Annotated in this window: 17 protein-coding genes and 1 riboswitch; of the genes, 15 read left to right on the forward strand and 2 right to left on the reverse strand. The window is 66.4% G+C overall.

What is annotated here, in order from left to right; translation table 11 throughout:
- Positions 1 to 64 precede the first annotated feature (64 nt).
- Complete coding sequence (locus AC5RVY_RS16960) at positions 65 to 823, forward strand: SDR family oxidoreductase (protein WP_493955868.1); 759 nt, start codon at positions 65 to 67, stop codon at positions 821 to 823.
- Here AC5RVY_RS16960 and AC5RVY_RS16965 read toward each other — a convergent pair.
- Positions 820 to 1,854, reverse strand: coding sequence for an endonuclease/exonuclease/phosphatase family protein (locus AC5RVY_RS16965; RefSeq protein ID WP_493955869.1), 1,035 nt, complete (start codon positions 1,852 to 1,854; stop codon positions 820 to 822). The two genes, AC5RVY_RS16960 and AC5RVY_RS16965, sit on opposite strands and share 4 nt — an antisense overlap.
- 358 nt (positions 1,855 to 2,212) lie before the next feature.
- Here AC5RVY_RS16965 and ileS point away from each other — a divergent pair, with 358 nt between their 5' ends.
- From ileS to ndk, 4 genes are all read left to right on the forward strand, one after another.
- Complete coding sequence (gene ileS / locus AC5RVY_RS16970; protein ID WP_493955870.1) at positions 2,213 to 5,533, forward strand: isoleucine--tRNA ligase; 3,321 nt, start codon at positions 2,213 to 2,215, stop codon at positions 5,531 to 5,533.
- A 4-nt stretch (positions 5,534 to 5,537) separates the two neighbouring features.
- Entirely contained in the window at positions 5,538 to 6,896 is a 1,359-nt protein-coding gene (locus tag AC5RVY_RS16975) for a bifunctional folylpolyglutamate synthase/dihydrofolate synthase (protein ID WP_493955871.1), read from the forward strand.
- 2 nt (positions 6,897 to 6,898) lie between these two features.
- Complete coding sequence (locus AC5RVY_RS16980) at positions 6,899 to 7,366, forward strand: DUF4233 domain-containing protein (RefSeq protein WP_493955872.1); 468 nt, start codon at positions 6,899 to 6,901, stop codon at positions 7,364 to 7,366.
- A gap of 68 nt (positions 7,367 to 7,434) precedes the next feature.
- Positions 7,435 to 7,854: a nucleoside-diphosphate kinase gene (ndk, locus tag AC5RVY_RS16985; RefSeq protein ID WP_493955873.1), complete on the forward strand. Its 420-nt coding sequence runs from the start codon at positions 7,435 to 7,437 to the stop codon at positions 7,852 to 7,854.
- An 83-nt stretch (positions 7,855 to 7,937) separates the two neighbouring features.
- On the opposite strand, the gene AC5RVY_RS16990 is transcribed toward ndk, so the two are convergent.
- Positions 7,938 to 8,621 (reverse strand): vitamin K epoxide reductase family protein, encoded by a 684-nt coding sequence (locus AC5RVY_RS16990; RefSeq protein WP_493955874.1) that lies wholly within the window; start codon positions 8,619 to 8,621, stop codon positions 7,938 to 7,940.
- A 451-nt stretch (positions 8,622 to 9,072) separates the two neighbouring features.
- On the opposite strand from AC5RVY_RS16990, the gene AC5RVY_RS16995 reads away from it, so the two are divergent.
- The 10 genes from AC5RVY_RS16995 to AC5RVY_RS17040 all read left to right on the forward strand — a co-directional run bounded on the left by AC5RVY_RS16995 (position 9,073) and on the right by AC5RVY_RS17040 (position 21,879).
- Complete coding sequence (locus AC5RVY_RS16995) at positions 9,073 to 12,489, forward strand: Rne/Rng family ribonuclease (protein ID WP_493955875.1); 3,417 nt, start codon at positions 9,073 to 9,075, stop codon at positions 12,487 to 12,489.
- 189 nt (positions 12,490 to 12,678) lie between these two features.
- A riboswitch (TPP riboswitch) is annotated at positions 12,679 to 12,776 on the forward strand.
- Positions 12,777 to 12,783: 7 nt separating this feature from the next.
- Positions 12,784 to 14,316: a bifunctional hydroxymethylpyrimidine kinase/phosphomethylpyrimidine kinase gene (thiD, locus tag AC5RVY_RS17000; protein ID WP_493956035.1), complete on the forward strand. Its 1,533-nt coding sequence runs from the start codon at positions 12,784 to 12,786 to the stop codon at positions 14,314 to 14,316.
- Between the two features lie 264 nt (positions 14,317 to 14,580).
- Entirely contained in the window at positions 14,581 to 14,889 is a 309-nt protein-coding gene (gene rplU, locus AC5RVY_RS17005; RefSeq protein WP_013601324.1) for a 50S ribosomal protein L21, read from the forward strand.
- A 61-nt stretch (positions 14,890 to 14,950) separates the two neighbouring features.
- Complete coding sequence (gene rpmA, locus AC5RVY_RS17010; protein WP_009372867.1) at positions 14,951 to 15,214, forward strand: 50S ribosomal protein L27; 264 nt, start codon at positions 14,951 to 14,953, stop codon at positions 15,212 to 15,214.
- Positions 15,215 to 15,330: 116 nt separating this feature from the next.
- Positions 15,331 to 16,920 carry a GTPase ObgE gene (gene obgE, locus AC5RVY_RS17015; RefSeq protein ID WP_493955876.1) on the forward strand — a complete coding sequence of 530 codons (1,590 nt, stop codon included), beginning with the start codon at positions 15,331 to 15,333 and terminating at the stop codon, positions 16,918 to 16,920.
- Positions 16,910 to 18,061: a glutamate 5-kinase gene (proB, locus tag AC5RVY_RS17020; protein ID WP_493955877.1), complete on the forward strand. Its 1,152-nt coding sequence runs from the start codon at positions 16,910 to 16,912 to the stop codon at positions 18,059 to 18,061. Before obgE ends, proB begins: the two co-directional genes overlap by 11 nt.
- 26 nt (positions 18,062 to 18,087) lie before the next feature.
- Positions 18,088 to 19,467 carry a glutamate-5-semialdehyde dehydrogenase gene (locus AC5RVY_RS17025; RefSeq protein ID WP_493955878.1) on the forward strand — a complete coding sequence of 460 codons (1,380 nt, stop codon included), beginning with the start codon at positions 18,088 to 18,090 and terminating at the stop codon, positions 19,465 to 19,467.
- A 79-nt stretch (positions 19,468 to 19,546) separates the two neighbouring features.
- Entirely contained in the window at positions 19,547 to 19,780 is a 234-nt protein-coding gene (locus AC5RVY_RS17030; RefSeq protein WP_493955879.1) for a hypothetical protein, read from the forward strand.
- A 55-nt stretch (positions 19,781 to 19,835) separates the two neighbouring features.
- Complete coding sequence (gene nadD / locus AC5RVY_RS17035) at positions 19,836 to 20,450, forward strand: nicotinate-nucleotide adenylyltransferase (protein ID WP_493955880.1); 615 nt, start codon at positions 19,836 to 19,838, stop codon at positions 20,448 to 20,450.
- A 7-nt stretch (positions 20,451 to 20,457) separates the two neighbouring features.
- Complete coding sequence (locus AC5RVY_RS17040) at positions 20,458 to 21,879, forward strand: hypothetical protein (protein WP_493955881.1); 1,422 nt, start codon at positions 20,458 to 20,460, stop codon at positions 21,877 to 21,879.
- Positions 21,880 to 21,897: the final 18 nt, after the last annotated feature.

The raw sequence follows: 21,897 nt of genomic DNA on the forward strand, positions 1-21,897 counted from the left end.
GCGCGCGTTCATCCGGGGAAACAGGCCGGGGCGATCTGCCGGCGGGGAAGGCTAGGGTGGTGCCATGACTTCGGACTTCCCCCAAAAGGCAGCTTTGGTGACCGGCGCGAGCAGCGGAATCGGCGAGGCGACAGTGCGCGCCCTGGCAGCTGAAGGCTGGACAGTCTTTGCCGTGGCCCGCCGGGCGGAGCGGCTCGCCGCGCTGGAAGCCGAGACGGGCGCCGTCGGAATTCCTGCGGATATTTCCGCGGACGACGACGTGTCCCGGCTCCTCGCCCAGGTCACCGAGGCGGGGGGCATCGACACGCTGATCAACATCGCCGGCGGTGCCCGGGGAGCCGATACCGTCGGCGAGGCCAGCACGGAGGACTGGGAGTGGATGTACCGGGTCAACGTGCTGGGCACCATGAAGCTCACCCGGGCGTTCCTGCCGATGCTCCGCGCACACGGCGAGGGAACCGTGCTGAACCTGACCTCCACTGCCGCGCTTGCCCCGTATGAAGGCGGAGGCGGCTACAACGCCGCGAAGTCGGCCCAGCAGGCCGTGACCGGGGCGCTGCGGCTGGAGGAAGCGGAAAACAACGTCCGCGTCATCGAGGTGGCTCCCGGCCTGGTCTACACGGAGGAGTTCGCGCTGAACCGGCTTGGTGACCGGCAGGCCGCCCAAAAGGTGTACCAGGGAGTGGAGAAGCCGCTCACCGCCGCTGACGTGGCGGATGTGGTCAGGTATGCCGTCACTGCGCCGCACCATGTGAACCTGGACCAGATCGTGATCCGGCCGGTGGCGCAGGCTGCCAACCACAAACTGATCCGGAGGTCCTAGCCCGCCGGGACGGCCAACGTGGCCAGCACGGCTGCGTGGTCCGTGCCCGGCACCCGGTGGACCGAATAGGCAGTGCCTGCGACGTCCCGGCTCGTGACAAGGTGGTCCAGGGTAATGCCGGGAAGGGCGTAGCCGCGCATCGGCCACGTGGGGGTCAGCCTGCCTCCGACGGACGCCGCTACGTCCACCAACTCCCGCCCGCCTCCGGTTCCTGCCAGCAACGCCCGGAATTCCTGGTGGTCAAAGGTGGCATTGAAGTCCCCGGCCAGCAGCAGCGGCCCCGATCCGGCGCCGGTCCGCGCAAGGGCAGCAAGGTCGCTGCGCCATCCGGCCAGCCCGTTGCCCACCGGAGCCAGGCAGTGCACTGCCACCACCTGCAGGGCCGCTCCACTTCCCACCCCCAAATCCACGCTGACAACCGGCATGGTGAAGCGGGTTCCGCCAACAACGCCTTCCCCGCGCATTGCGAAGGAGGAGTAGACAGCTGCGCCCCCGGCCCCGTCCCGCGGATGTGACACCTGGTAGGGGAGCAGTGACAACAGCCCGGCAGCAGCGAGCCTTTCCCCGAGATCCCCCGTGTACTCCTCAAGGGCAAGCAGCTCCACTCCCTGCTCACGGACCAGCTGCACAATGTCTTCGGCCCGTGCCGCGCCCAGTTCGGCGTTCAGGGACATCACCCTGAGGTGAACCTTGGATTCGTCGTTATCTGCCGCGGCTGGGCTGGCTGCGGGCGGGAGGAGCCATACAACCTGCACCCCGAGCAGCGCTGCAGTCAGCAGCTGGAGCGGTCTGCTGCGCGCCGGCAGGGAAAGCAGGAACGCTGCAGTGGCCGGCACCGTGAACCACGGCACGAATGAGAGCAGCTGCACGGCCAGGACGGGCCAGTCAGCAGACGTGGCACGAAGGAAAGACGTGGCCGCCGCTGGCACCGCAAACCCCGCAGCCAGCCAGCGAAAGGCCCGGACCGCCCGGGTTGGGTGGTTGTGGGGTCTTCGGCGACTGAGCCCCCGCCGGCTCCAGGCAGCAGTCATGGCTCCGATTCTAGGCAGTTGCCGCCCCTAGTGGCAGCTGCGAATGGAAAACCTTGCCCGGTGAATAGTAGACTCGAAAGCGGCTATGACCCGGCAATCACCGGTGAGCTTCCGGAAGAACGCACCAACCGCCACAACTGCGGACAGTGCCAGTAGAACCGGACGGGTAAGCCCGTCACAGCAGTCAACGAGTGGCCGGAGCATGGCGGTTCCCCCGGGAGCCGGCAGCGCCGGTAAGTGAGGTGGTACCGCGGTGGGCGTGGGGTCCGGGAGGACAACACGGCAGCCGTCCTCGCATCCTGAACGGAACGAAAGGCGCAAGCCGGCAGTTCGCCAAGCTCAACCCAGGATGTCGAGAATGACGTATTACCCCAAGGCCTCAGCCTCTGCCAGCGGTACGCGCGGCGTTTCCGCCTCCGTGAAGTTCCCGGAAATCGAAGAGCGCATCCTCAAGTACTGGGACCAGGACGGCACGTTCCAGGCCAGCATCGACCAGCGCAGCGCGGACGCCCCCGGCGGTGAGCCCGGCAGCAATGAATTCGTTTTCTACGACGGCCCGCCCTTCGCCAACGGCCTGCCGCACTACGGCCATCTGCTGACCGGGTACGCCAAGGACCTGGTGGGCCGCTACCAGACCCAGCGCGGCAAGCGCGTGGAGCGCCGCTTCGGCTGGGACACCCACGGCCTGCCCGCCGAACTCGAAGCCATGAAGCAACTGGGCATGACGGACAAGACCCAGATCGAGGCCATGGGCATCGACAAGTTCAACGACGCCTGCCGCGCCTCCGTAATGAAGTACGCCGATGAATGGCGCAACTACGTCACCCGCCAGGCGCGCTGGGTGGACTTCGATAACGATTACAAGACCCTCAACGTCGAGTACATGGAGTCCGTCCTCTGGGCCTTCAAGCAGCTGCACGAAAAGGGCTTGACCTACAACGGTTACCGCGTGCTGCCGTACTGCTGGAAGGACGAGACGCCGCTGTCCAACCATGAGCTGCGCATGGACGACGACGTTTACAAGAACCGCCAGGACCAGACCGTCACGGTGACGTTCCCGCTTGTCGCCGGGGAGTCCGAACTGTCCCGTCAGCTGGCCGGCGTCCAGGCCCTCGCGTGGACCACCACACCCTGGACCCTCCCCACGAACGCCGCGCTCGCCGTCGGGCCCTCCATCACCTACGCCGTGCTGCCGGTTGGCCCCAACGGCATCAAGGCCGCCTCCGCGGACGCGCCCGTCAGCGGCAGCTTCCTGCTGGCCGCCGACCTGCTGGCCAGCTACGCCAAGGACCTCGGGTACGACGACGTCGAGTCAGCACTGGCCGCCGTGGTGTCCACGCACACCGGCGCAGAGCTGGAAGGCCTGGCGTACCAGCCGCTGTGGCAGGACTTCGCGGACAACGAAAAATACGGCATGGAAAACGCCTGGCGGATCCTGGTTGCCGACTACGTCACCACCACCGACGGCACCGGCATTGTCCACCAGGCTCCGGCCTACGGCGAGGACGACCAGAAGGTCTGCGAAGAAGCCGGCATCCCCGTGGTCCTGTCGGTTGATGAGGGCGCCAGGTTCCTGCCGCTGTTCAAGCACGGCGACCTGCACAACATTGTGGGCCTGCAGGTGTTCGAGGCCAACAAGCCCATCACCCAGGTGCTGCGCGGGCAGGGCCGATTGGTCCGCCAGGCCAGCTACGAACACAGCTACCCGCACTGCTGGCGCTGCCGCAACCCGCTGATCTACCGCGCCGTGTCCTCCTGGTACGTGGAGGTCACCAAGTTCAAGGACCGGATGTCCGAACTGAACCAGGAGATCAACTGGATCCCGGGCAACGTCAAGGACGGCCAGTTCGGCAAGTGGCTGGAAAACGCCCGCGACTGGTCCATCAGCCGCAACCGCTACTGGGGCAGCCCCATCCCCGTCTGGCAGTCCAGCGACCCCGAATATCCCCGCACCGACGTCTACGGCTCGCTGGCCGAGATCGAGGCGGATTTTGGCCGGCTGCCGCTGAACAAGGACGGCCAGGTTGACCTGCACCGCCCGTTCATCGACGAACTGACCCGGCCCAACCCGGATGATCCACGGACGCCCGAAGAGGGGCAGTCGGTGATGCGCCGCGTGGAGGACGTGCTGGATGTCTGGTTCGACTCCGGCTCCATGCCGTACGGCCAGGTGCACTACCCGTTCCAGAACGAGGCCTGGTTCGATACGCACAACCCCGCGGATTTCATTGTGGAGTACATCGGCCAGACCCGCGGCTGGTTCTACATGCTGCACATCCTCTCCACCGCGCTGTTCGACCGGCCGGCCTTCCGCAACGTGATCAGCCACGGCATCGTGCTGGGCTCCGACGGGCAGAAGATGTCCAAGAGCCTCCGGAACTACCCGGACGTGTCTGAGGTGCTGGACCGCGACGGCTCCGACGCCATGCGCTGGTTCCTGATGTCCAGCCCCATCCTCCGGGGTGGCAACCTGGTGGTTACCGAGCAGGGAATCCGCGACGGCGTCCGGCAAGTCATCCTGCCGCTGTGGAACGTGTACAGCTTCTTCAGCCTGTACACCAACGCCTCCAACGTAGTTGACGGTACAGCTACCGGCTACGACGCCCGGCTGCGCTACGACGGGTACACCGACACGCTGGACCAGTACCTGCTGGCCAACACCGGTGAGCTGGTCCGGAACATGACGGCGCAGCTGGACACGTACGACATCTCGGGGGCCTGCGATGAACTGCGCAGCTACCTGGACATGCTCACCAACTGGTATGTCCGCCGCAGCCGGCAGCGGTTCTTCGATGAGGACCAGGACGCCTTTGACGCTCTGTTCACCGCGCTGGAAACTGTCTCGCGGGTGGCGGCTTCCCTCCTGCCGCTGGTCTCCGAGGAAATCTGGCGCGGGCTCACCGGCGGCCGCTCCGTGCACCTCGCTGACTGGCCCGATGCCAACCTGTTCCCGGCGAACCCGGACCTGGTGGCGGCGATGGACAAGGTCCAGCAGATCTGTTCCACCGGTTCCTCGCTCCGCAAGGCAGCGAACCTGCGTGTCCGCCTGCCGTTGCAGGAACTGACAGTGGTGGCACCCGGTGCCGACGCGCTGGAAGGCTTTGCCGGCGTCGTCGCGGACGAGCTGAACCTGCGCTCCGTTCGCCTGCTGGACGCCGCCACGGCCTCCCCGGAGGAGTTCGGGATCCAGCAGAAGCTTGTGGTGAACGCCCGCGCGGCAGGTCCGCGCCTGGGCAAGAATGTCCAGTTGGCCATCAAGGGCTCGAAGTCCGGCGACTGGTCAGTAGACGACGACGGTGTGGTCACCGCCGGCGGGCTGCAGCTGGAACCGCAGGAGTACACGCTGGAGACCGTGGTTGCGGAATCGGAAGGCGGCTCCGCTTCTGTCGCGGTCCTGCCAGGCGGCGGCTTCGTGGTCCTCAACACCGAGGTCACACCGGAGCTGGAAGCCGAAGGCCTGGCGCGGGACATGGTCCGCTCCATCCAGCAGGCACGCAAGGACGCCGGACTCAATGTCAGCGACCGGATCCGGACCTCTGTGGCTGCCCGGCAGAACGTGGTGGACGCCCTGCTGGCCAACGCTGACCTGGTGAAGGGCGAGACCCTCACCGTGGACCTCTCGGCGAACCCCTCGGACGTTGCCGAACCGGCTGTCACCGTAGAAAAAGTGGAGGCCTAGTTACATGAGCGACGAATTTTCCGTGGAAAGCGTCTACGCCGAGCTGCTGGGCCGGGCGCCGGAAAACAAGATGGAGCCGCGGCTTGCCCCATTATTCCGGGCCATGGATGTGCTGGGGGAGCCCAACAAGGCGTACCCGATCATCCATGTGACCGGGACCAATGGCAAGACCTCCACGGCCCGCATGATCGAATCGGTGTTGCGGGCCCACGGCCTGAGCACCGGACGGTACACCAGCCCGCACCTGTCCAAGGTCACCGAACGGATCAGCATTGACGGCCATCCAGTCTCCGATGCGACCTTCGTCCGGATCTGGGACGAGATCCGGCCGTACCTGGAGATCGTGGACTCGGAGCTGGAAACCGAGGGGCAGCCCCGGCTGACGTACTTCGAATGCCTCACCATCCTGGGTTTCGCCATCTTCGCTGACCAGCCCGTCAACGTGGCCGTCATCGAAGTGGGTCTCGGCGGCATCACCGACGCCACCAACGTGGGTGACGGGCAGGTTTCGGTGGTTACGCCCATCTCGCTGGACCACACGGACCTGCTGGGCGACACCACCGAAGACATCGCCTACGAAAAGGCCGGAATCATCAAGCCCGGCGGCTACCTCATCAGCGCTGCCCAGCCCCTCGACGCGGCGCAGGTCCTGCTCGACAAAGCCAAGGACGTGGGCGTCCCCTTCAAATTCGAGGGGGTGGAGTTCGGCGTCGAGTCCCGGACCGTGGCTGTGGGCGGGCAGATGGTCACCATCCAGGGCATCGCCGGCCGGTACCCGGACCTGCTGGTGCCGCTGCACGGAGCCCACCAGGCACAGAACGCCGCCGTGGCGGTGGCAGCCCTGGAAGCCTTCTTCGGCGGCGAAAAAGAACTCGGCTTCGATGTCCTGCAGGAAGGTTTCGCCACCGCCACCTCCCCGGGCCGGCTCGAAGTGGTCCGCACGGCACCCACCATCGTGGTGGACGCCGCCCACAACCCGGACGGCATCAAGGCATCGGCTGCAGCCCTGCAGGAAGCCTTCACGTTCACCCGGCTTGTTCCCGTGGTGGGGGTCCTGAAGGAAAAGGACGCGGAGGAAGTACTCCGCCAGCTGAAGGAATCCCTGGGCGGCATGGCGGAAGAATACTGTTTCACCCAGTCGAACTCCCCACGGGCCGTCCCTGCCGCCGAGCTGGCCGAACTGGCCATCGACCTTGGGTTCGGCGAGGACAACGTCCACGTTGAGGAAAAGCTTGACGACGCCCTGGAATGGGCCGTGGAACGGGCCGAAGCGAACGACGACCTCTCCGGCGGCGTGCTGGTGACCGGCTCCATCACCCTGGTGGCCGAAGCCCGGATCCTGCTCGGAAAGACGGAGGCGTAGGCGTGGCCAAGCTGACCAAGGCCCAGCGCGAGTGGCGGCCGGGCATGCCCAAGAAGCGCCGCTCCACCAAGGTCATGTTCGCCTCCACCGTGCTCCTGCTGGAAGCCTTCGTGATGTTTTTCGCCACCCTGGCAGTGTTCGGGCTGCGCCGCGGGGAATTTCCACCCGCGCTGATCCTGGGTGTGGGCATTGCCCTTTCCGCGGTGATGATTCTGGCATGCGCCTTCCTCTCTAAGCCCTGGGGCATTGGACTGGGATGGATCCTGCAGCTCGTCCTGATCCTCACCGGCATCTTCGAGCCGGCCATGTTCCTGGTGGGAGCACTCTTCGCGCTTGCCTGGTGGTACGGGATTCGCACGGGCATCCGGCTGGACCGGGAAGCCGGCGAGCGGGACCGTGAACAGGCTCAATGGGAAGCAGCCCATCCGGACCAGGCCGCCGGCCCGGGCCAGCAGCCCCAATCCCCGTAGACCAAGGCCCCATCAACAGAGTCCCCGTAGACTTGTCCCGAAACCCACACCAACGCATTGGAGCAGTTGTGACCACTGAGCGTACCCTCGTCCTGATCAAGCCCGACGGCGTCGCCCGCAACCTCACCGGGGCCATCCTGGCCCGGATTGAAGCCAAGGGATACACCCTCGCCGAACTGAAGAAAGTGGACGCCACCCGCGAGCTGCTGGAACAGCACTACGAGGAGCACCTGGGCAAGCCCTTCTACGAGCCCCTGGTGGAATTTATGCTCAGCGGCCCGGTAGTGGCAGCCATCTTCGAAGGCCACCGCGTCATTGAGGGCTTCCGTTCCCTCGCCGGCACCACGGACCCCACCACCGCTGCGCCCGGGACCATCCGTGGCGACTTTGGCCGCGACTGGGGCGTGAAGGTCCAGCAGAACCTGGTGCACGGCTCCGATTCCGCCGACTCCGCAGACCGCGAAATCAAGATCTGGTTCCAGGCATAGCCTCACCGCCGCAATGACAGATAAGGCCGATGTTCTTCAGGAACATCGGCCTTATCTGTCATTTCTTGGGACTTGCGGGCAGGTTAGAACCCGGACGTTCCGGCGAACACCTGGATGAAGGCGAAGAAGATGGTGGCGATCACTGCCACGTAGAGCAGGGCGGTGATGATCCAGCCGGAGTCGCCCAGGACGCGGGCGGCGTTCGCGGGCACCGGGATCACTCCGGCGATGATGTTGCGGATGGTCAGCCAAACGAACAGTGGAATCATGGCCGCCCAGACGACCATGCAGAACGGGCAAAGGATGTGGATTGAGTACAGGGCCTGGGACCACAGCCACACCACGAACGCGAAGCCAAGGGTGACGCCTGCCTGCAGCCCCAGCCAGTACCAGCGGGCAAACGTGGCGCCGGCAAGCAGGGCCATTCCCACGGTGATGATGATGGCAAAAGCGACGATACCGATGAACATGTTGGGGAAGCCGAACAGTGAACTCTGCCAGGTCTGCATCACCTGGCCGCAGGAGATCCAGGGGTTCACATCGCAGACGGTGGTGTGGTTCGGGTCCTTGAGGACCTCGAGCTTTTCCAGGACCAGGGTCCCGGAGGCCAGCCAGCCGATTGCACCAGTGATCACCAGCAGCCAGCCAAAGGGCCGGTTCCGGGTCATGCGTGGAACTGCTCCTGTTGGCCTGGCAGCCGGGCCGCTGTCCTGGTTCAGGCTCCGTTCCGGCGCGGGGGTGCCGCTGAGGGGGGAGATGCTGGGCATTGGTGTGCCGTCCTTTTCATCCGGTGCTCCTTGCCCTGATTGTAACGCCGGAGGCTGGAGGGGCCGTCCAGACGGCCGGGCGAACCAACAGCGCCTGTCCGGCTTCCGCAGCGATTTACTCCGGGTGTGAGAGAATAAACGTGGCTGGAAGCCGAACCACATTCGGACTCCGGTCCGGTGGTTTGTTCCCAAGACCGCCAATGATGAGCAGGGCAGGCATCGGTTGCACCGAGGCGGTCTCCCGCGACTCCATTGGGCGGCACCTGGTTGTGGCTTGTAGAACAACGGGTTTTAGAACATCCTGCCGGCCCCCACGGGCTGCCGCACCCCACTGCCGGTGCGAACCTGGGGGTATCCACTTGACTTCTGTCAACGCCTGCGGGTTTTGACAATATGTGCCCCAATGGGTGCCGGATGTGGCGGTACGTCAGGGGCAGGAGTGTTGCCACATATGGATAATGAACAAGTTGTAGCCGTTAACGATGATGTGGAGGCCACGGAGGCCGACGCCGCGCCGAAGAAGGCCACCAGGACCCGACGCAAAGCCGCACCCAAGGCCGATGACGCCTTGATCCCCGCACCCAACGCTGAAGAACCAAGCGCGGCAGGTCATGCTGCGGGGGAACCCGCTGCCGGGGAAGCAGCCGCTGTGGAGGCCAAGGCTCCGGTCCGGCGCACGCGCTCGCCCAAGAAGGCGGAGGTGGCTGAACCGCTTCCGGCATTCGCAGGGGAAGCAGCCCAGGAAGCCGCTGCGGAGGGTGAACCTGATTCGAAACCTGTCCGGCGCCGCCGGGTGGCCACCCGCAAGACCTCAGCGCCGGTTGCAGCAGAAGCCGCCCCGGCAGCAGTCGCCGAATCGGCAGTTGAAGCACCCATTGCTGCGGAAACTGTTGTAGAAACGGCACCCGCTGATTCTGTGCCTGCCCCCTCTGCCGCCCCTGCCGGGCCGGCCGCTGCAACTCCAGCAGAGGAGGCCCCCGCGGGAGATGCCGCTGCAGAGGAGCCCGCAGCTGAAGAGGCCCCGGCCGCGGATGCGGCGTCAGGACAGGCCGCAGCCAAAGAAGCGCCAGCAGAAGCCGCTCCGCGGGCAGAGTCGTCCGCAGGGGCTTCCGCGGAAGCAGCGTCGAAGGAGCAGGCACCCGCTGCTGCAGCCAGCCCGTTCGGCTCCCTGTTCCTCGAACCGGCCTCCCCCACCTCGGTGCTGTTCCAGGCCCCGGACCTGAGTACGGTAGTGCGTCCTGCCCCGGCCGCCGCGGTTGAAGAGGCCGAGGATGACGAGGAGGGCGACTCTGAGGACGCCAACGGCCGGCGCAGGCGCCGGGGCCGCAACCGCCGTAACCGCGGCCGTCCCGGCGAGGGTGAGGACGCCGGTCTCGCCGGCGACGAGGGGGCCGACGCCGATGCCTCCGAGGACGCCGACGAAGAGTCGGCAGGGCAGGTGGAGGACGGCGTTACGTCCCGCCGTCGTCGTCGCCGCCGCCGCGGTGACCAGGATCTTGAGCTGACGGGCGGCGGGGACGATGACCCGCCCAACACCGTCACCCGCGTCCGTGCCCCGCGCGCGGTTACCGAGCCTGCTGTCAGCAACCGGGTCACCAGCGTCAAGGGATCCACCCGCCTGGAGGCGAAAAAGCAGCGCCGGCGCGAGTCCCGTGACACCGGCCGCCGCCGCACCGTGATCACCGAAGCGGAGTTCCTGGCCCGCCGCGAATCCGTAGACCGGCAGATGATCGTGCGCCAGCGCGACGACAGAATCCAGATCGCCGTCCTCGAAGACGGCGTCCTGGCCGAGCACTTTGTCTCCAAGACGCAGCAGGACTCCCTGATCGGCAATGTCTACCTGGGCAAGGTCCAGAACGTGCTGCCGTCCATGGAAGCTGCCTTTGTGGACATCGGACGCGGCCGCAACGCCGTGCTGTACGCCGGCGAGGTGAACTGGGAAGCCGTGAACCTCGAGGGCAAACAGCGCCGCATCGAAAACGCGCTGAAGTCGGGCGATACCGTCCTGGTCCAGGTGACCAAGGACCCCGTCGGCCACAAGGGTGCCCGCCTCACCAGCCAGATCTCCCTCCCGGGCCGCTACCTCGTGTACGTCCCCGGCGGTTCCATGACCGGAATCTCCCGCAAGCTGCCCGACGTCGAACGCAACCGCCTCAAGCGCATCCTGAAGGACCGCCTCCCGGAGCAGGCCGGCGTTATTGTCCGCACCGCCGCGGAGGGCGCGTCCGAGGAAGAGCTGACGCACGACATCAACCGGCTGCGCGCCCAGTGGGAGGGCATCGAGAGCCAGTCGAAGTCCACCAAGATCCTTGCCCCGGAGCTGCTCTATGGCGAACCGGACCTCACCATCAAGGTGGTCCGCGACGTCTTCAACGAGGACTTCTCCAAGCTGATCGTCTCCGGCGAGGAAGCCTGGGACACCATCGAGGCCTACGTGACGTACGTGGCCCCGGACCTCGTGGGCCGCCTCGAAAAGTGGACCAAGGACACGGACATCTTCACCGCCTGGCGCATCGACGAACAGATCCACAAGGCCCTGGAGCGTAAGGTCTTCCTGCCCTCCGGCGGTTCACTGGTGATCGACCGCACCGAAGCCATGACCGTGGTGGACGTCAACACCGGCAAGTTCACCGGCAGCGGCGGCAACCTCGAAGAGACGGTGACCAAAAACAACCTCGAGGCTGCCGAAGAAGTGGTCCGCCAGCTCCGGCTGCGCGACATCGGCGGCATCATTGTCATCGACTTCATCGACATGGTCCTCGAATCCAACCGCGACCTCGTGCTGCGCCGCCTGGTGGAGTGCCTGGGCCGCGACCGCACCAAGCACCAGGTTGCCGAGGTTACCTCGCTGGGCCTGGTGCAAATGACGCGCAAGCGGATGGGCACGGGGCTGCTCGAGGTGTTCGGCGAGCAGTGTGAAGCGTGCGCGGGCCGCGGCGTGGTCACCCACGACGACCCCGTCGAGCACCGGCGGGCCAACATTGTGGCCGCGGAGCACCACGTCCAGCGCGTCGACAGCCGGCCGGAAGCCCGGAGCGAAGGCCACCGTGCCGAGAGCCTGCGGCCAGACAACAACCAGTCCGGTGCCCGCCCGGACCGCAAGCGGCGCCGGGGCCGCGGCGGCCAGCAGCCCGAGGCAGCGCCGGCAGCGGCGGTGCAGGTCCACACCGTGCATCCGGACCCCTCGGATGCTGAACGGCACGCCAAGGCGGAGGCTACCAGGCTGGCGCTGGCCAACATCGCCGCTGCGGCCCACGCAGCGCACGTGCACGACGACGAAATCGCGGCAGCCAAGCAGGCCGCGGCGGAGAATCCTGCCCCCACGCCGGCAACGGAAAAGCGCGACGCCGATGCCCGTCCGGCTGCCGTGCTCACCTTCGGCGGCGAAAAAGTGGTGTTGCCGTTCGTTGAGCACGCGGAAGAGCAGCAGCCCCGGCCGGCCCTCACCCTGGACCGGCTCGCCGAAGCGTTCGCGCACCTCGGCCAGCCCGCAACGGAACCGGAGGCCCAGCCGGAAGCCCGCCCGGCGCAGGCTGAACCTGTGCAGAAGCCGCAGGCGGAGCAGGTGGCGCAGTCACAGCCAGCCCAACAGCGCCAGGAAGCACCTGCCAAGGACTACAGCGACCACACGCTGGAACAGTCGCGGGAGCGGCGGCCCCGGCGCCACCGCAGCGCCAGCCGCGCACAGGGAGCTGCCAATGAAACCTCCGTGCAGCAGCACGAAAGCACTGCTCCTGCCAGCACCGGCCATTCCCACGAGGCCAAGGCTCCGGAGCCTGCGGGCACCGGAAGCACTGAAAAGCCGGCACCCAAGCCAGCCGAGGCACCCATCATCCTGGGTGTAGGGGTCCCGGCCTCGGAGCTCTAGCCCCGGAAGCTTCCAGGAGCAGCAAGCACCGCTGAGTCTCAGCAGCTAATGCCCGGACGGCCACCAACAGTGACCGGCCGGGCATTGCTGTACCTGCGCAATCCGTGGTGGCCAGTGCAAAGGGAGCAACTGGTGGCTGGTCGCAAATGTGTCACCTTCTGCCGCGGCCGGACAAAAAAGCTAGGCTGGGGAACCGACACGGGGTGCCGCGCAGAGAGCCGGCTGAGATCCACACCCGTTGAACCTGTCCGGCTAGCACCGGCGAAGGGATGTCTTTTGTCTGCGACGTTTGCAATACCCGCTGCCACCCCATCACCCGCCCCGGCAACCTTCGCGGTGCCCACGGCACCGGGGCGCCCCGTACCGCGGGTACTTTCGATTGCCGGTTCCGATCCGTCCGGCGGCGCCGGCATCCAGGCCGACCTCAAGAGCATCGCTGCTTTCGGCGGCTACGGAATGGCTGCCATCACGGCCCTCACTGCCCAGAACACGCACGGCGTCCGTTCCGTCCATGTTCCGCCTGCCGGATTCCTGGCCGCCCAGCTGGATGCGGTCAGTGACGATATCGGCATCGATGCCGTCAAGATCGGAATGCTCGGCAGCGTTGAGGTGATCCAAGCGGTAGGGGACTGGCTCCGCAAGGTCCGTCCCGCCGTCGTGGTCCTGGACCCGGTGATGGTTGCCACCAGCGGCGACCGGCTGCTGCAGGAGTCCGCCGAAGCGGCGCTCCACGAACTTCTGCCGCTGGCCCACCTCATTACGCCCAACCTGGCGGAGCTCGCCATCCTGGTGGGCGGCGAAGTGCGGGAGGACTGGGCCGGAGCCCTGGAGCAAGGCCGCACCCTCTCCGCCGCCACCGGGGCTACCGTGCTGGTCAAAGGCGGACACCTGGACGGCAGCGAGTGCCCGGATGCCCTGGTCAACGTGGCGGGCCTGCTGTCCCGGGAAGTGGTGGTGCTGCCGGGGGAGCGGGTGGCTACCCGCAACAGCCACGGCACCGGCTGTTCGCTGTCCTCTGCGATGGCCACCGTCCAGGCACGGCTGGGGGACTGGGAGGCTTCGCTCCGCGAAGTCAAGCCCTGGCTGGCAAGCGCCCTGGAAGCGTCCGGAACGTTGGAGGTGGGAACCGGGAACGGCCCGGTTCACCACTTCCACCACCTGCAGCCGCAGCCGTCCGAAGGCAGCTTCGCCGCCCAACTCTGGACTGAGGCCCGGCAGGACCTGGACGATATCTACGCCCTCGACTTCATCCGCGGCCTGGTGTCGGGCAGCCTGCAGGAGGCGGAGTTCGCGTATTACCTCGCGCAGGACGCCATTTACCTCAACGGCTATTCCCGCGTGCTGGCACGGGCGAGTGCCCTGGCTCCGACGGAGGCCGAACAGCTCTTCTGGGCCGGGTCTGCACGGCAGTGCCTGGAGGTCGAGTCCGAACTGCACCGTTCCTGGCTCAGCACGCGCACCATCACGCCGCAGCTCGGCCCCGTCACCAAGTCCTACGTCGACCACCTGACCGCGGCGTCGGCGTCGGGGAGTTATGCCGTCCTCGCGGCCGCCGTCCTGCCCTGCTTCTGGCTCTACGCGGAGGTGGGAGCCGTCCTCCACGCGCAGTTCCTCGCTGCCGGTGAACCTGCCGGGCACCCGTACGCGGACTGGCTGCGCACCTACGCCGACGAAGACTTCGCCGCTGCAACCCGGCAGGCCATAGCCATCGTGGATGAGGCCGGTCGCAACGCCTCACCGGCAGACCGGGAAGCCATGATCACCGCGTTCAAGCAGTCCTGCCGCCTGGAAGTGGACTTCTTCGACGCGCCGCGCCTGCACGCTTGAACTGCTGACGGCGGCAGGGCCGGTACTATGGTGGGGCATGGTGCGGACGCCGGACCTGGGACTGTGGTACCTATCACAGCAACCCGCCGGGAACCAGCCTCATTTGCGGCCGAAGGCAAAATTAGCGTAATCTAGATCTTCGGTGCTTACGCCAACACTTGGGTTATGACCCCACGGCGTTGAGGCACAGCGAGAAACCAGGCTTTTGATAGTCGGTTCCGCACGCAAATTTAGTTATAAACGTCGAGAGAAGTGAGTTCCCAAGTGGTGTACGCGATTGTCCGCGCAGGCGGCCGCCAAGAGAAGGTTTCCGTCGGAGACTTCGTTACCCTGAACCGCGTCGCCGGTGGGGCTGGCAGCACCATTCAGCTGCCCGCACTGCTCCTGGTAGACGGTGACAAAGTCACCTCCGCCGCCGCTGACCTGGCCAAGGTAACTGTTACGGCTGAAATCCTCCAGGACCTCCGCGGTCCTAAGATTGTCATCCAGAAGTTCAAGAACAAGACCGGTTACAAGAAGCGCCAGGGTCACCGTCAGGAACTGACCAAGGTCAAGATCACTGGCATTCAGTAACCACCGGTTACTGTTCAGGTTTTTCAGCAGATTCCCCAGAATTTAGAGGCAGGCATTTCAGATGGCACATAAAAAGGGCGCGAGCTCCACTCGCAACGGTCGTGATTCCAACGCTCAGTACCTCGGCGTCAAGCGCTTCGGCGGCCAGGTAGTTTCCGCCGGCGAGATCATCGTCCGCCAGCGCGGCACCCACTTCCACCCGGGCGCCGGCGTTGGCCGCGGCGGCGACGACACCCTGTTCGCACTGACTCCGGGAGCTGTCGAATTCGGCACCCGCCGCGGTCGCCGCGTCGTCAACATCGTTGCTGCTGCAGCTGCAGAGTAACAAGTAGTTCTGAAGCGGTGGAGCGGGCCAGACGGTCCGCTCCACTGTTCTTTTAACCGCATTACAATCGTCTTGGCGCCCCGCGGCGTCCGGGAAACAGCACTGAGGAGATCCACGTGGCCAGCTTTGTAGACCGGGTAGTACTGCACGTATCCGGCGGTACCGGCGGCCACGGGTGCGTCTCCGTCCACCGCGAGAAGTTCAAGCCGCTGGGCGGTCCCGACGGCGGCAACGGCGGCAATGGCGGCGACGTCATCCTCCGGGTCGACCACCAGACCACCACCCTCCTTGACTACCACCACGCCCCGCACCGGCACGCCACCAACGGCGGCCCCGGCATGGGCGACTGGCGCGGCGGAAAGAACGGCGAAACGCTTATTCTCCCCGTCCCCGACGGAACAGTGGTCAAGTCCAAGGACGGCACCGTCCTGGCGGACCTCGTCGGCGAAGGCGCAGAGTACGTAGCGGCAGCGGGCGGCATCGGCGGCCTGGGCAACGCTGCACTTTCGTCGCAGAAACGGCGCGCTCCCGGGTTCGCCCTGCTCGGCATCGAAGGCGAATCCAGTGATATCGTCCTGGAGCTTAAGTCGATCGCCGATATCGCGCTGGTGGGATTCCCGTCGGCCGGCAAGTCCAGCCTCATCGCTGCCATGTCTGCAGCGCGGCCCAAGATCGCTGACTACCCGTTCACCACCCTTGTGCCCAACCTTGGCGTGGTCCAGGCCGGTGATGTCCGCTTCACCATCGCCGACGTGCCGGGCCTCATCGAAGGCGCCAGCGAGGGCAGGGGGCTGGGCCACCACTTTCTGCGCCACGTGGAGCGCTGCGCAGCCCTGGTTCACGTGCTGGACTGTGGCACCCTCGAATCGGACCGCGATCCGCTCGCAGACCTGGCCATCATCGAGGCCGAGCTGGAAAAGTACGCCGTGGACATGAGCTATGCCGGCCAGGACGGCGAAGTGGTTCCGCTGAACCACCGCCCCCGCCTGGTCGCGTTGAACAAAGTTGACCTGCCCGATGGCAAGGACATGGCTGAGTTTGTGCGTCCGGAGCTTGAATCCCGCGGCTACCAGGTGTTTGAAGTCTCGGCCACCAGCCATGAGGGCCTGCGCCAGCTCGGCTTCGCCATGGCCGGGATCGTCAAGGCCGCCCGCGACGCCGTGGCCGCTGCGCCGCCCAAGGTCCAGCCCGCAGTACTGCGGCCACGCGCCGTCAACGAATCCGGCTTCAAGATCCGCCGGGAGGAGAAGGGCCTCGAGCCGCTGTTCCGCGTCCTGGGCGAGAAGCCCGTGCGCTGGGTCAAGCAGACGGACTTCACCAATGAGGAAGCCATCGGTTACCTTGCTGACCGCCTGGCCAAGCTCGGCGTGGAGACCGAGCTGTTCAAGCAGGGCGCCAAGCCCGGTGACACTGTGGTCATCGGCGAGGACGACGGCGTCGTGTTTGACTGGGAGCCCACCATGATGGCGGGCGCGGAACTCCTCGCGTCGCCGCGCGGCACCGACGTCCGCTTCGCCGACATCGGGGACCGGCCCACCCGCGGCCAGAAGCGCGAAGAGCAGCAGGAACGCAAGGATGCCAAGGCCGCGGCCCGGGCCGAGCTGGAAGCGGAGCGCAAGGCCGGGATCTGGACAGAGTCAGTCAGCAGCCGCAGGGTGGCCAAGCCCCTCAAGGAGAGTGGACTGGGCGCAGACGATGAGTTCTAAGGCTGCGGCGGCCGAAGCGCCTGCCCGGTCCGTAGACCGGAGCGTGCTGGCCAATGCCCGCCGGATTGTTGTCAAGGTCGGGTCCTCGTCCCTGACCAGCATCAAGGGCGGCATCTCGGAGGAGTCGTTGACTGCCCTCGCTGATGCACTGGCCGCCAAGCGGAATACCGGTACTGAGATCATCCTGGTGTCCTCCGGCGCCATCGCCGCCGGCCTGGCTCCGCTGGGCCTGGCCAAGCGCCCGCGCGACCTCGCCACCCAGCAGGCCGCCGCCAGCGTGGGCCAGGGCCTGTTGATGGCCCGCTACACCCAGGCCTTCGGGGCACACGGCGTGACCGTCAGCCAGGTGCTGCTCACCGCCGAGGACCTGATGCGCCGCAGCCAGCACACCAACGCCTTCCGCGCCCTGGACCGGCTGCTTAATCTTGGTGTGGTGCCGGTGGTCAATGAAAACGACACCGTAGCCACCCATGAAATCCGTTTCGGCGACAACGACCGCCTGGCGGCCCTGGTGGCGCACCTGGTGCGGGCCGATGCGCTGGTGCTGCTGTCCGACGTCGACTCCCTGTACGACGGACCGCCGTCCCTCGGCGCCAAAAGGATCCCGCTCGTTGAAGGTCCCCGGGATCTCGACGGCGTGTCCATCGGCAAAGCCGGCAAGGCCGGCGTCGGCACCGGCGGCATGCAGACCAAAGTCGAGGCAGCCTCCATGGCAGCCGGCTCCGGGATCCATGCCCTGGTCACCTCAACGCCCAACGCTGCCGCGGCCCTGAACGGCGAGGACGTGGGCACCTGGTTCACCGTCAACGGGGTCCGTAAGCCGGTCCGCCTGCTGTGGCTGGCGCACGTGGCGTCCGTGCAGGGCCGCCTCGTCCTGGACGACGGCGCGGTCAAGGCCGTGCGGCACCACCGCACCTCCTTGCTCCCGGCCGGCATCTCCGCGGTGCACGGCGACTTTGAAGCGGGCGACCCCGTGGAGATTGCCAGTGCTGACGGCACAGTCGTGGCGCGGGGGCTCGTGAACTACTCATCTGCTGAACTGCCACAGATGCTTGGCCGCTCCACCCGGGACCTCGGCGAGGCCCTCGGCAGCGGGTATGACCGTGAAGTTGTCCACGTAGATGACCTGGTGCTGGTTTGAGCCCACGGCTCGCCTAAACTTGTAGCATGACTGAGGCCCTCACCCACACCACTGCTGAAAACTCCGGAGACACCGCTGCTGATTCCACATCGCAGCCGGCCGACTCATCCGCAGTGAGGGTCCCGGCCCAGCCTCCGGTATCCGGCGGCGACGTCGAAGCTGCGGTCCACGCCATCGCCGACCGTTCCCGCCATGCCGCCCGCCGTCTGGCGATGGCAAACCGTGCCTGGAAGGACCGCGCCCTTCGTGCTGTAGGGACTGCACTGCAGGAGAACAACTCGGCTATTCTCGCCGCCAACGCCAAGGATGTTGCGGCAGGCAAAGCCAACGGCACCTCCGCGGCCATGCTGGACCGGCTCACGCTGACAGATGCCCGGATTGCCGGGCTTGTCGCTGCCTTGGAGAACCTGGCCAACCTTCCTGATCCCGTTGGCAACGTGGTCCGCGGGCAGACTCTTCCCAACGGCCTGCGCCTGCGGCAGGTCAACGTACCCATGGGCGTGGTGGCCGCCATCTACGAGGCGCGGCCCAACGTCACAGTGGATATTGCCGGACTTGCCCTCAAGAGCGGCAACGCCGTGATCCTGCGCGGCGGCAGCGCAGCCGAGGCAACGAACCAGGTCCTGGTCCGTGTGCTGCGGGAGGCGCTGGAATCAGTGGGCCTGCCGGCCGACGCCGTGCAGACGGTGGACCAGTACGGCCGTGCCGGTGCCAACGTCCTCATGCGCGCACGCGGCAGGGTGGACGTGCTGATTCCCCGCGGCGGCCGTGAGCTCATCCAGACAGTGGTGACCAATTCCGCGGTCCCGGTCATCGAGACGGGGGAGGGGAACGTGCACATCTTCATCGATGAGTCGGCGAGCGAAGAGATGGCTGTGGAGATCCTCCTGAACGCCAAGACACAGCGTCCCAGCGTCTGCAACACCGTGGAGACACTCCTGGTCCATTCCGGCTCCACGGTACTGCCCGCCGTCGCCACCGCCCTGAGCCGGGCAGGCGTCCGGTTGCACGCCGATGATCGCATCCGCGCTGCCCTTCCCGCCTCGGTCGAATCCGAACCTGCCACCGAGGAGGATTGGGCCACCGAGTACATGGACCTGGACCTCGCCGTTGCCATGGTGGACAGCCTGGACGAGGCCGTGCAGCACATCCGCACCTGGACCACGGGGCACACAGAGGCGATCCTCACCAACGACCTGTCCAACGCTGAGCGCTTTATCGCTGAAGTGGACTCCGCTGCGGTCATCGTCAACGCTTCCACGCGCTTCACCGACGGCGGGGAACTGGGTTTGGGCGCCGAAGTGGGCATTTCCACTCAGAAGCTGCACGCCCGAGGCCCGATGGGCCTGACCGAGCTGACCACCACCAAGTGGATCGTGCAGGGCGAGGGCCAGGTCCGCGGGTAGCAACGCGGTAACATAGACCAGAAGTCAGAAACGGCGGAGCTTTCCGCTGCCACAATTTTTATGAGCATTAGGGGAGAACATGCTGTTCCAGCAGATAGCCGCAACCGTCGCCGAAGGCGGCGAACATGAAGAGCTCGCGCCGCTCTGGGCCCAGCCGTGGGTCTTCGGGGTCAGCATTTTCGCCATCTTCCTGGTGCTGATGTTCATCACCCTGTCCTACACCAACCTGGGCAACCGCCACGCCGCAACTGAGGAGCACGCGGATCCGCACCGCCAGCACCCGAACAAGCACGATCACGGGCAGGGCCACTAACATTTCCCGCGCTCTGCACCGTAACGGTGCCAATGGCAGGCTGCGGCTGGGCGTGATGGGCGGGACGTTTGATCCCATCCATCACGGCCACCTGGTCGCAGCCAGTGAAGTGGCTGCCGAGTTCGACCTGGACGAGGTGGTTTTTGTTCCCACCGGGCAGCCGTGGCAGAAGTCCCACAAGCAGGTCAGCGAACCGGAGCACCGGTACCTGATGACCGTTATTGCCACCGCTTCCAACCCGCGGTTCACCGTCAGCAGGGTGGACGTTGAGCGTCCGGGTCCCACCTATACCATTGACACCCTCCGCGACCTCCGCGCCCAGCGCCCGGATGCCGATCTGTTCTTTATTACCGGGGCAGACGCCCTCGCGCAGATCCTGTCGTGGAAGGACATCGACGAATTGTGGTCACTGGCGCATTTCGTCGGCGTGACCAGGCCCGGGCACGTGCTGGACGGCATGGGACGCACGGACGTCAGCCTGCTTGAGGTGCCGGCGATGGCCATCTCTTCCACGGACTGCCGTTCCCGCGTGGCCGCGAACAATCCCGTCTGGTACCTGGTACCTGACGGGGTGGTGCAGTACATCGCAAAGTACGGGCTTTACCTTGACGCTCCGGCTGACGGGCTGGCCCACACTTCCACAGCAAGCGAACCAGCCAGCACTGAATGAGTTCTCAATGAGTCAGGAACAGCCCCCCATCCGCAGCCGCCGGGAACTCCGGAAGGCCAGGGACGCACAAGAGGCATCCGTGTCCACCGGCGCGGAGCAGCTTTCCCCTACCGAAAAACCTCCCGCGGCAAACCGGGCTGCGCTTGCTGCTCCGGCTGCCAACGCACCCGGTCCCGGCAGGCCAAATCCCGGCACGCCAAGTGCCGCTGCCCCCGGAGCCACCCCGCAGGCACCTGAACAAATACACATCCAGCGGTCTTCCCAGATCCGTGCCAGGGACCGCGCCGCGCTTCGGACCATCAAGGAACTGGAAGAAAAAGAGGGCCAGCTGGCCGGCGGCGGTCCGCCCACCCGGCGCCAACTCCGCCTGCAGCAGCTCAAGGAACAGGCGCTCACCGCGGCCAACCCCATCGTGACCCCCGCCGGGCCCACAGCTCGTGGCGCCAACGAGCCGGGAAGCCGTCCCGGCCAGCAGAAACCGGCTGAGGCCCAGGACGCCAACGTTCCCAAGGCCCCCGCTGCGTCACCCCGGACTCCCACCGCTCCTGCAGGGATGACCGTGGAACAGGCGCTGGCGGCGAGGGCGCTGCTCGCCGAGCAGGCCAAGAACCAGATCGCCAAGATGGAGCACATCGCCTCCCTGGATCCAGAGGCGGTTGACCCGGAGATCCTGGCCGAGCAGATAGCACTGGCGGAACGCGCCGCCGTTATCAACCGGCGCGCCATGGCCAGGCAGAAGCTGGCCGAGCAGGCCGGCGTCCCGGTGGGCCAAGAGCCTTCACCCGGCGAGGAACCGGTACCCGACCAGCAACCCGACGCGGGCAATAATCCTGCACCCGGCAAGAATTCCGCACCGGGTAAAAAACCGGGGCCGCGCCAGCCGAAGCCCCCGCAGCAGGGGCCAAAGGCGGCCCCCGTTACGGGTCAGCGGCCGGCCCCCTCGGCTGCCAGCAACCTGGCCATGGTTACCCCGCTGGAATTCGTCCAGGTGCCCGGAGTGGACCGGCCGGTGATGAAGCCGCCGGCAACATCCCATGTTCCGGTAACAACCCGCCCCGGCACCAAGGTTCCCGGTGCGGCCGGCAGCAAGAAGCGGCGCCCCGGCAACGGCGCGCGGCCAGCACCGTCCGACGGCGGAATCGGGCGGTCGGATGTCATTGCCCGCGCGGAAGCGGCTGCCAGGGCTGCCGCGCGCCCAAAGCCTGCTGTGCTGGCACCGGCTGCGGTGGCAAGCAGCGATTCGGAGGACTTCGAGGACCTGCCACGCATCCCGGCCCGGTCCGCCTATGGACTTGATCCCCTGGATGCCGCCACCGCAGGACTGGCCCGCGCCAACCGCAACCGGATGCTCCAGTTATGCGTCCTGGCTTTCGGGATCCTGGCCCTCATCTCGGGCATTGTCCTGATCATCAGCGGCATATCCCACTGACCGGCCCCGCCGGCACCA

The sequence above is a fragment of the Arthrobacter sp. Ha26 genome (assembly GCF_059091705.1).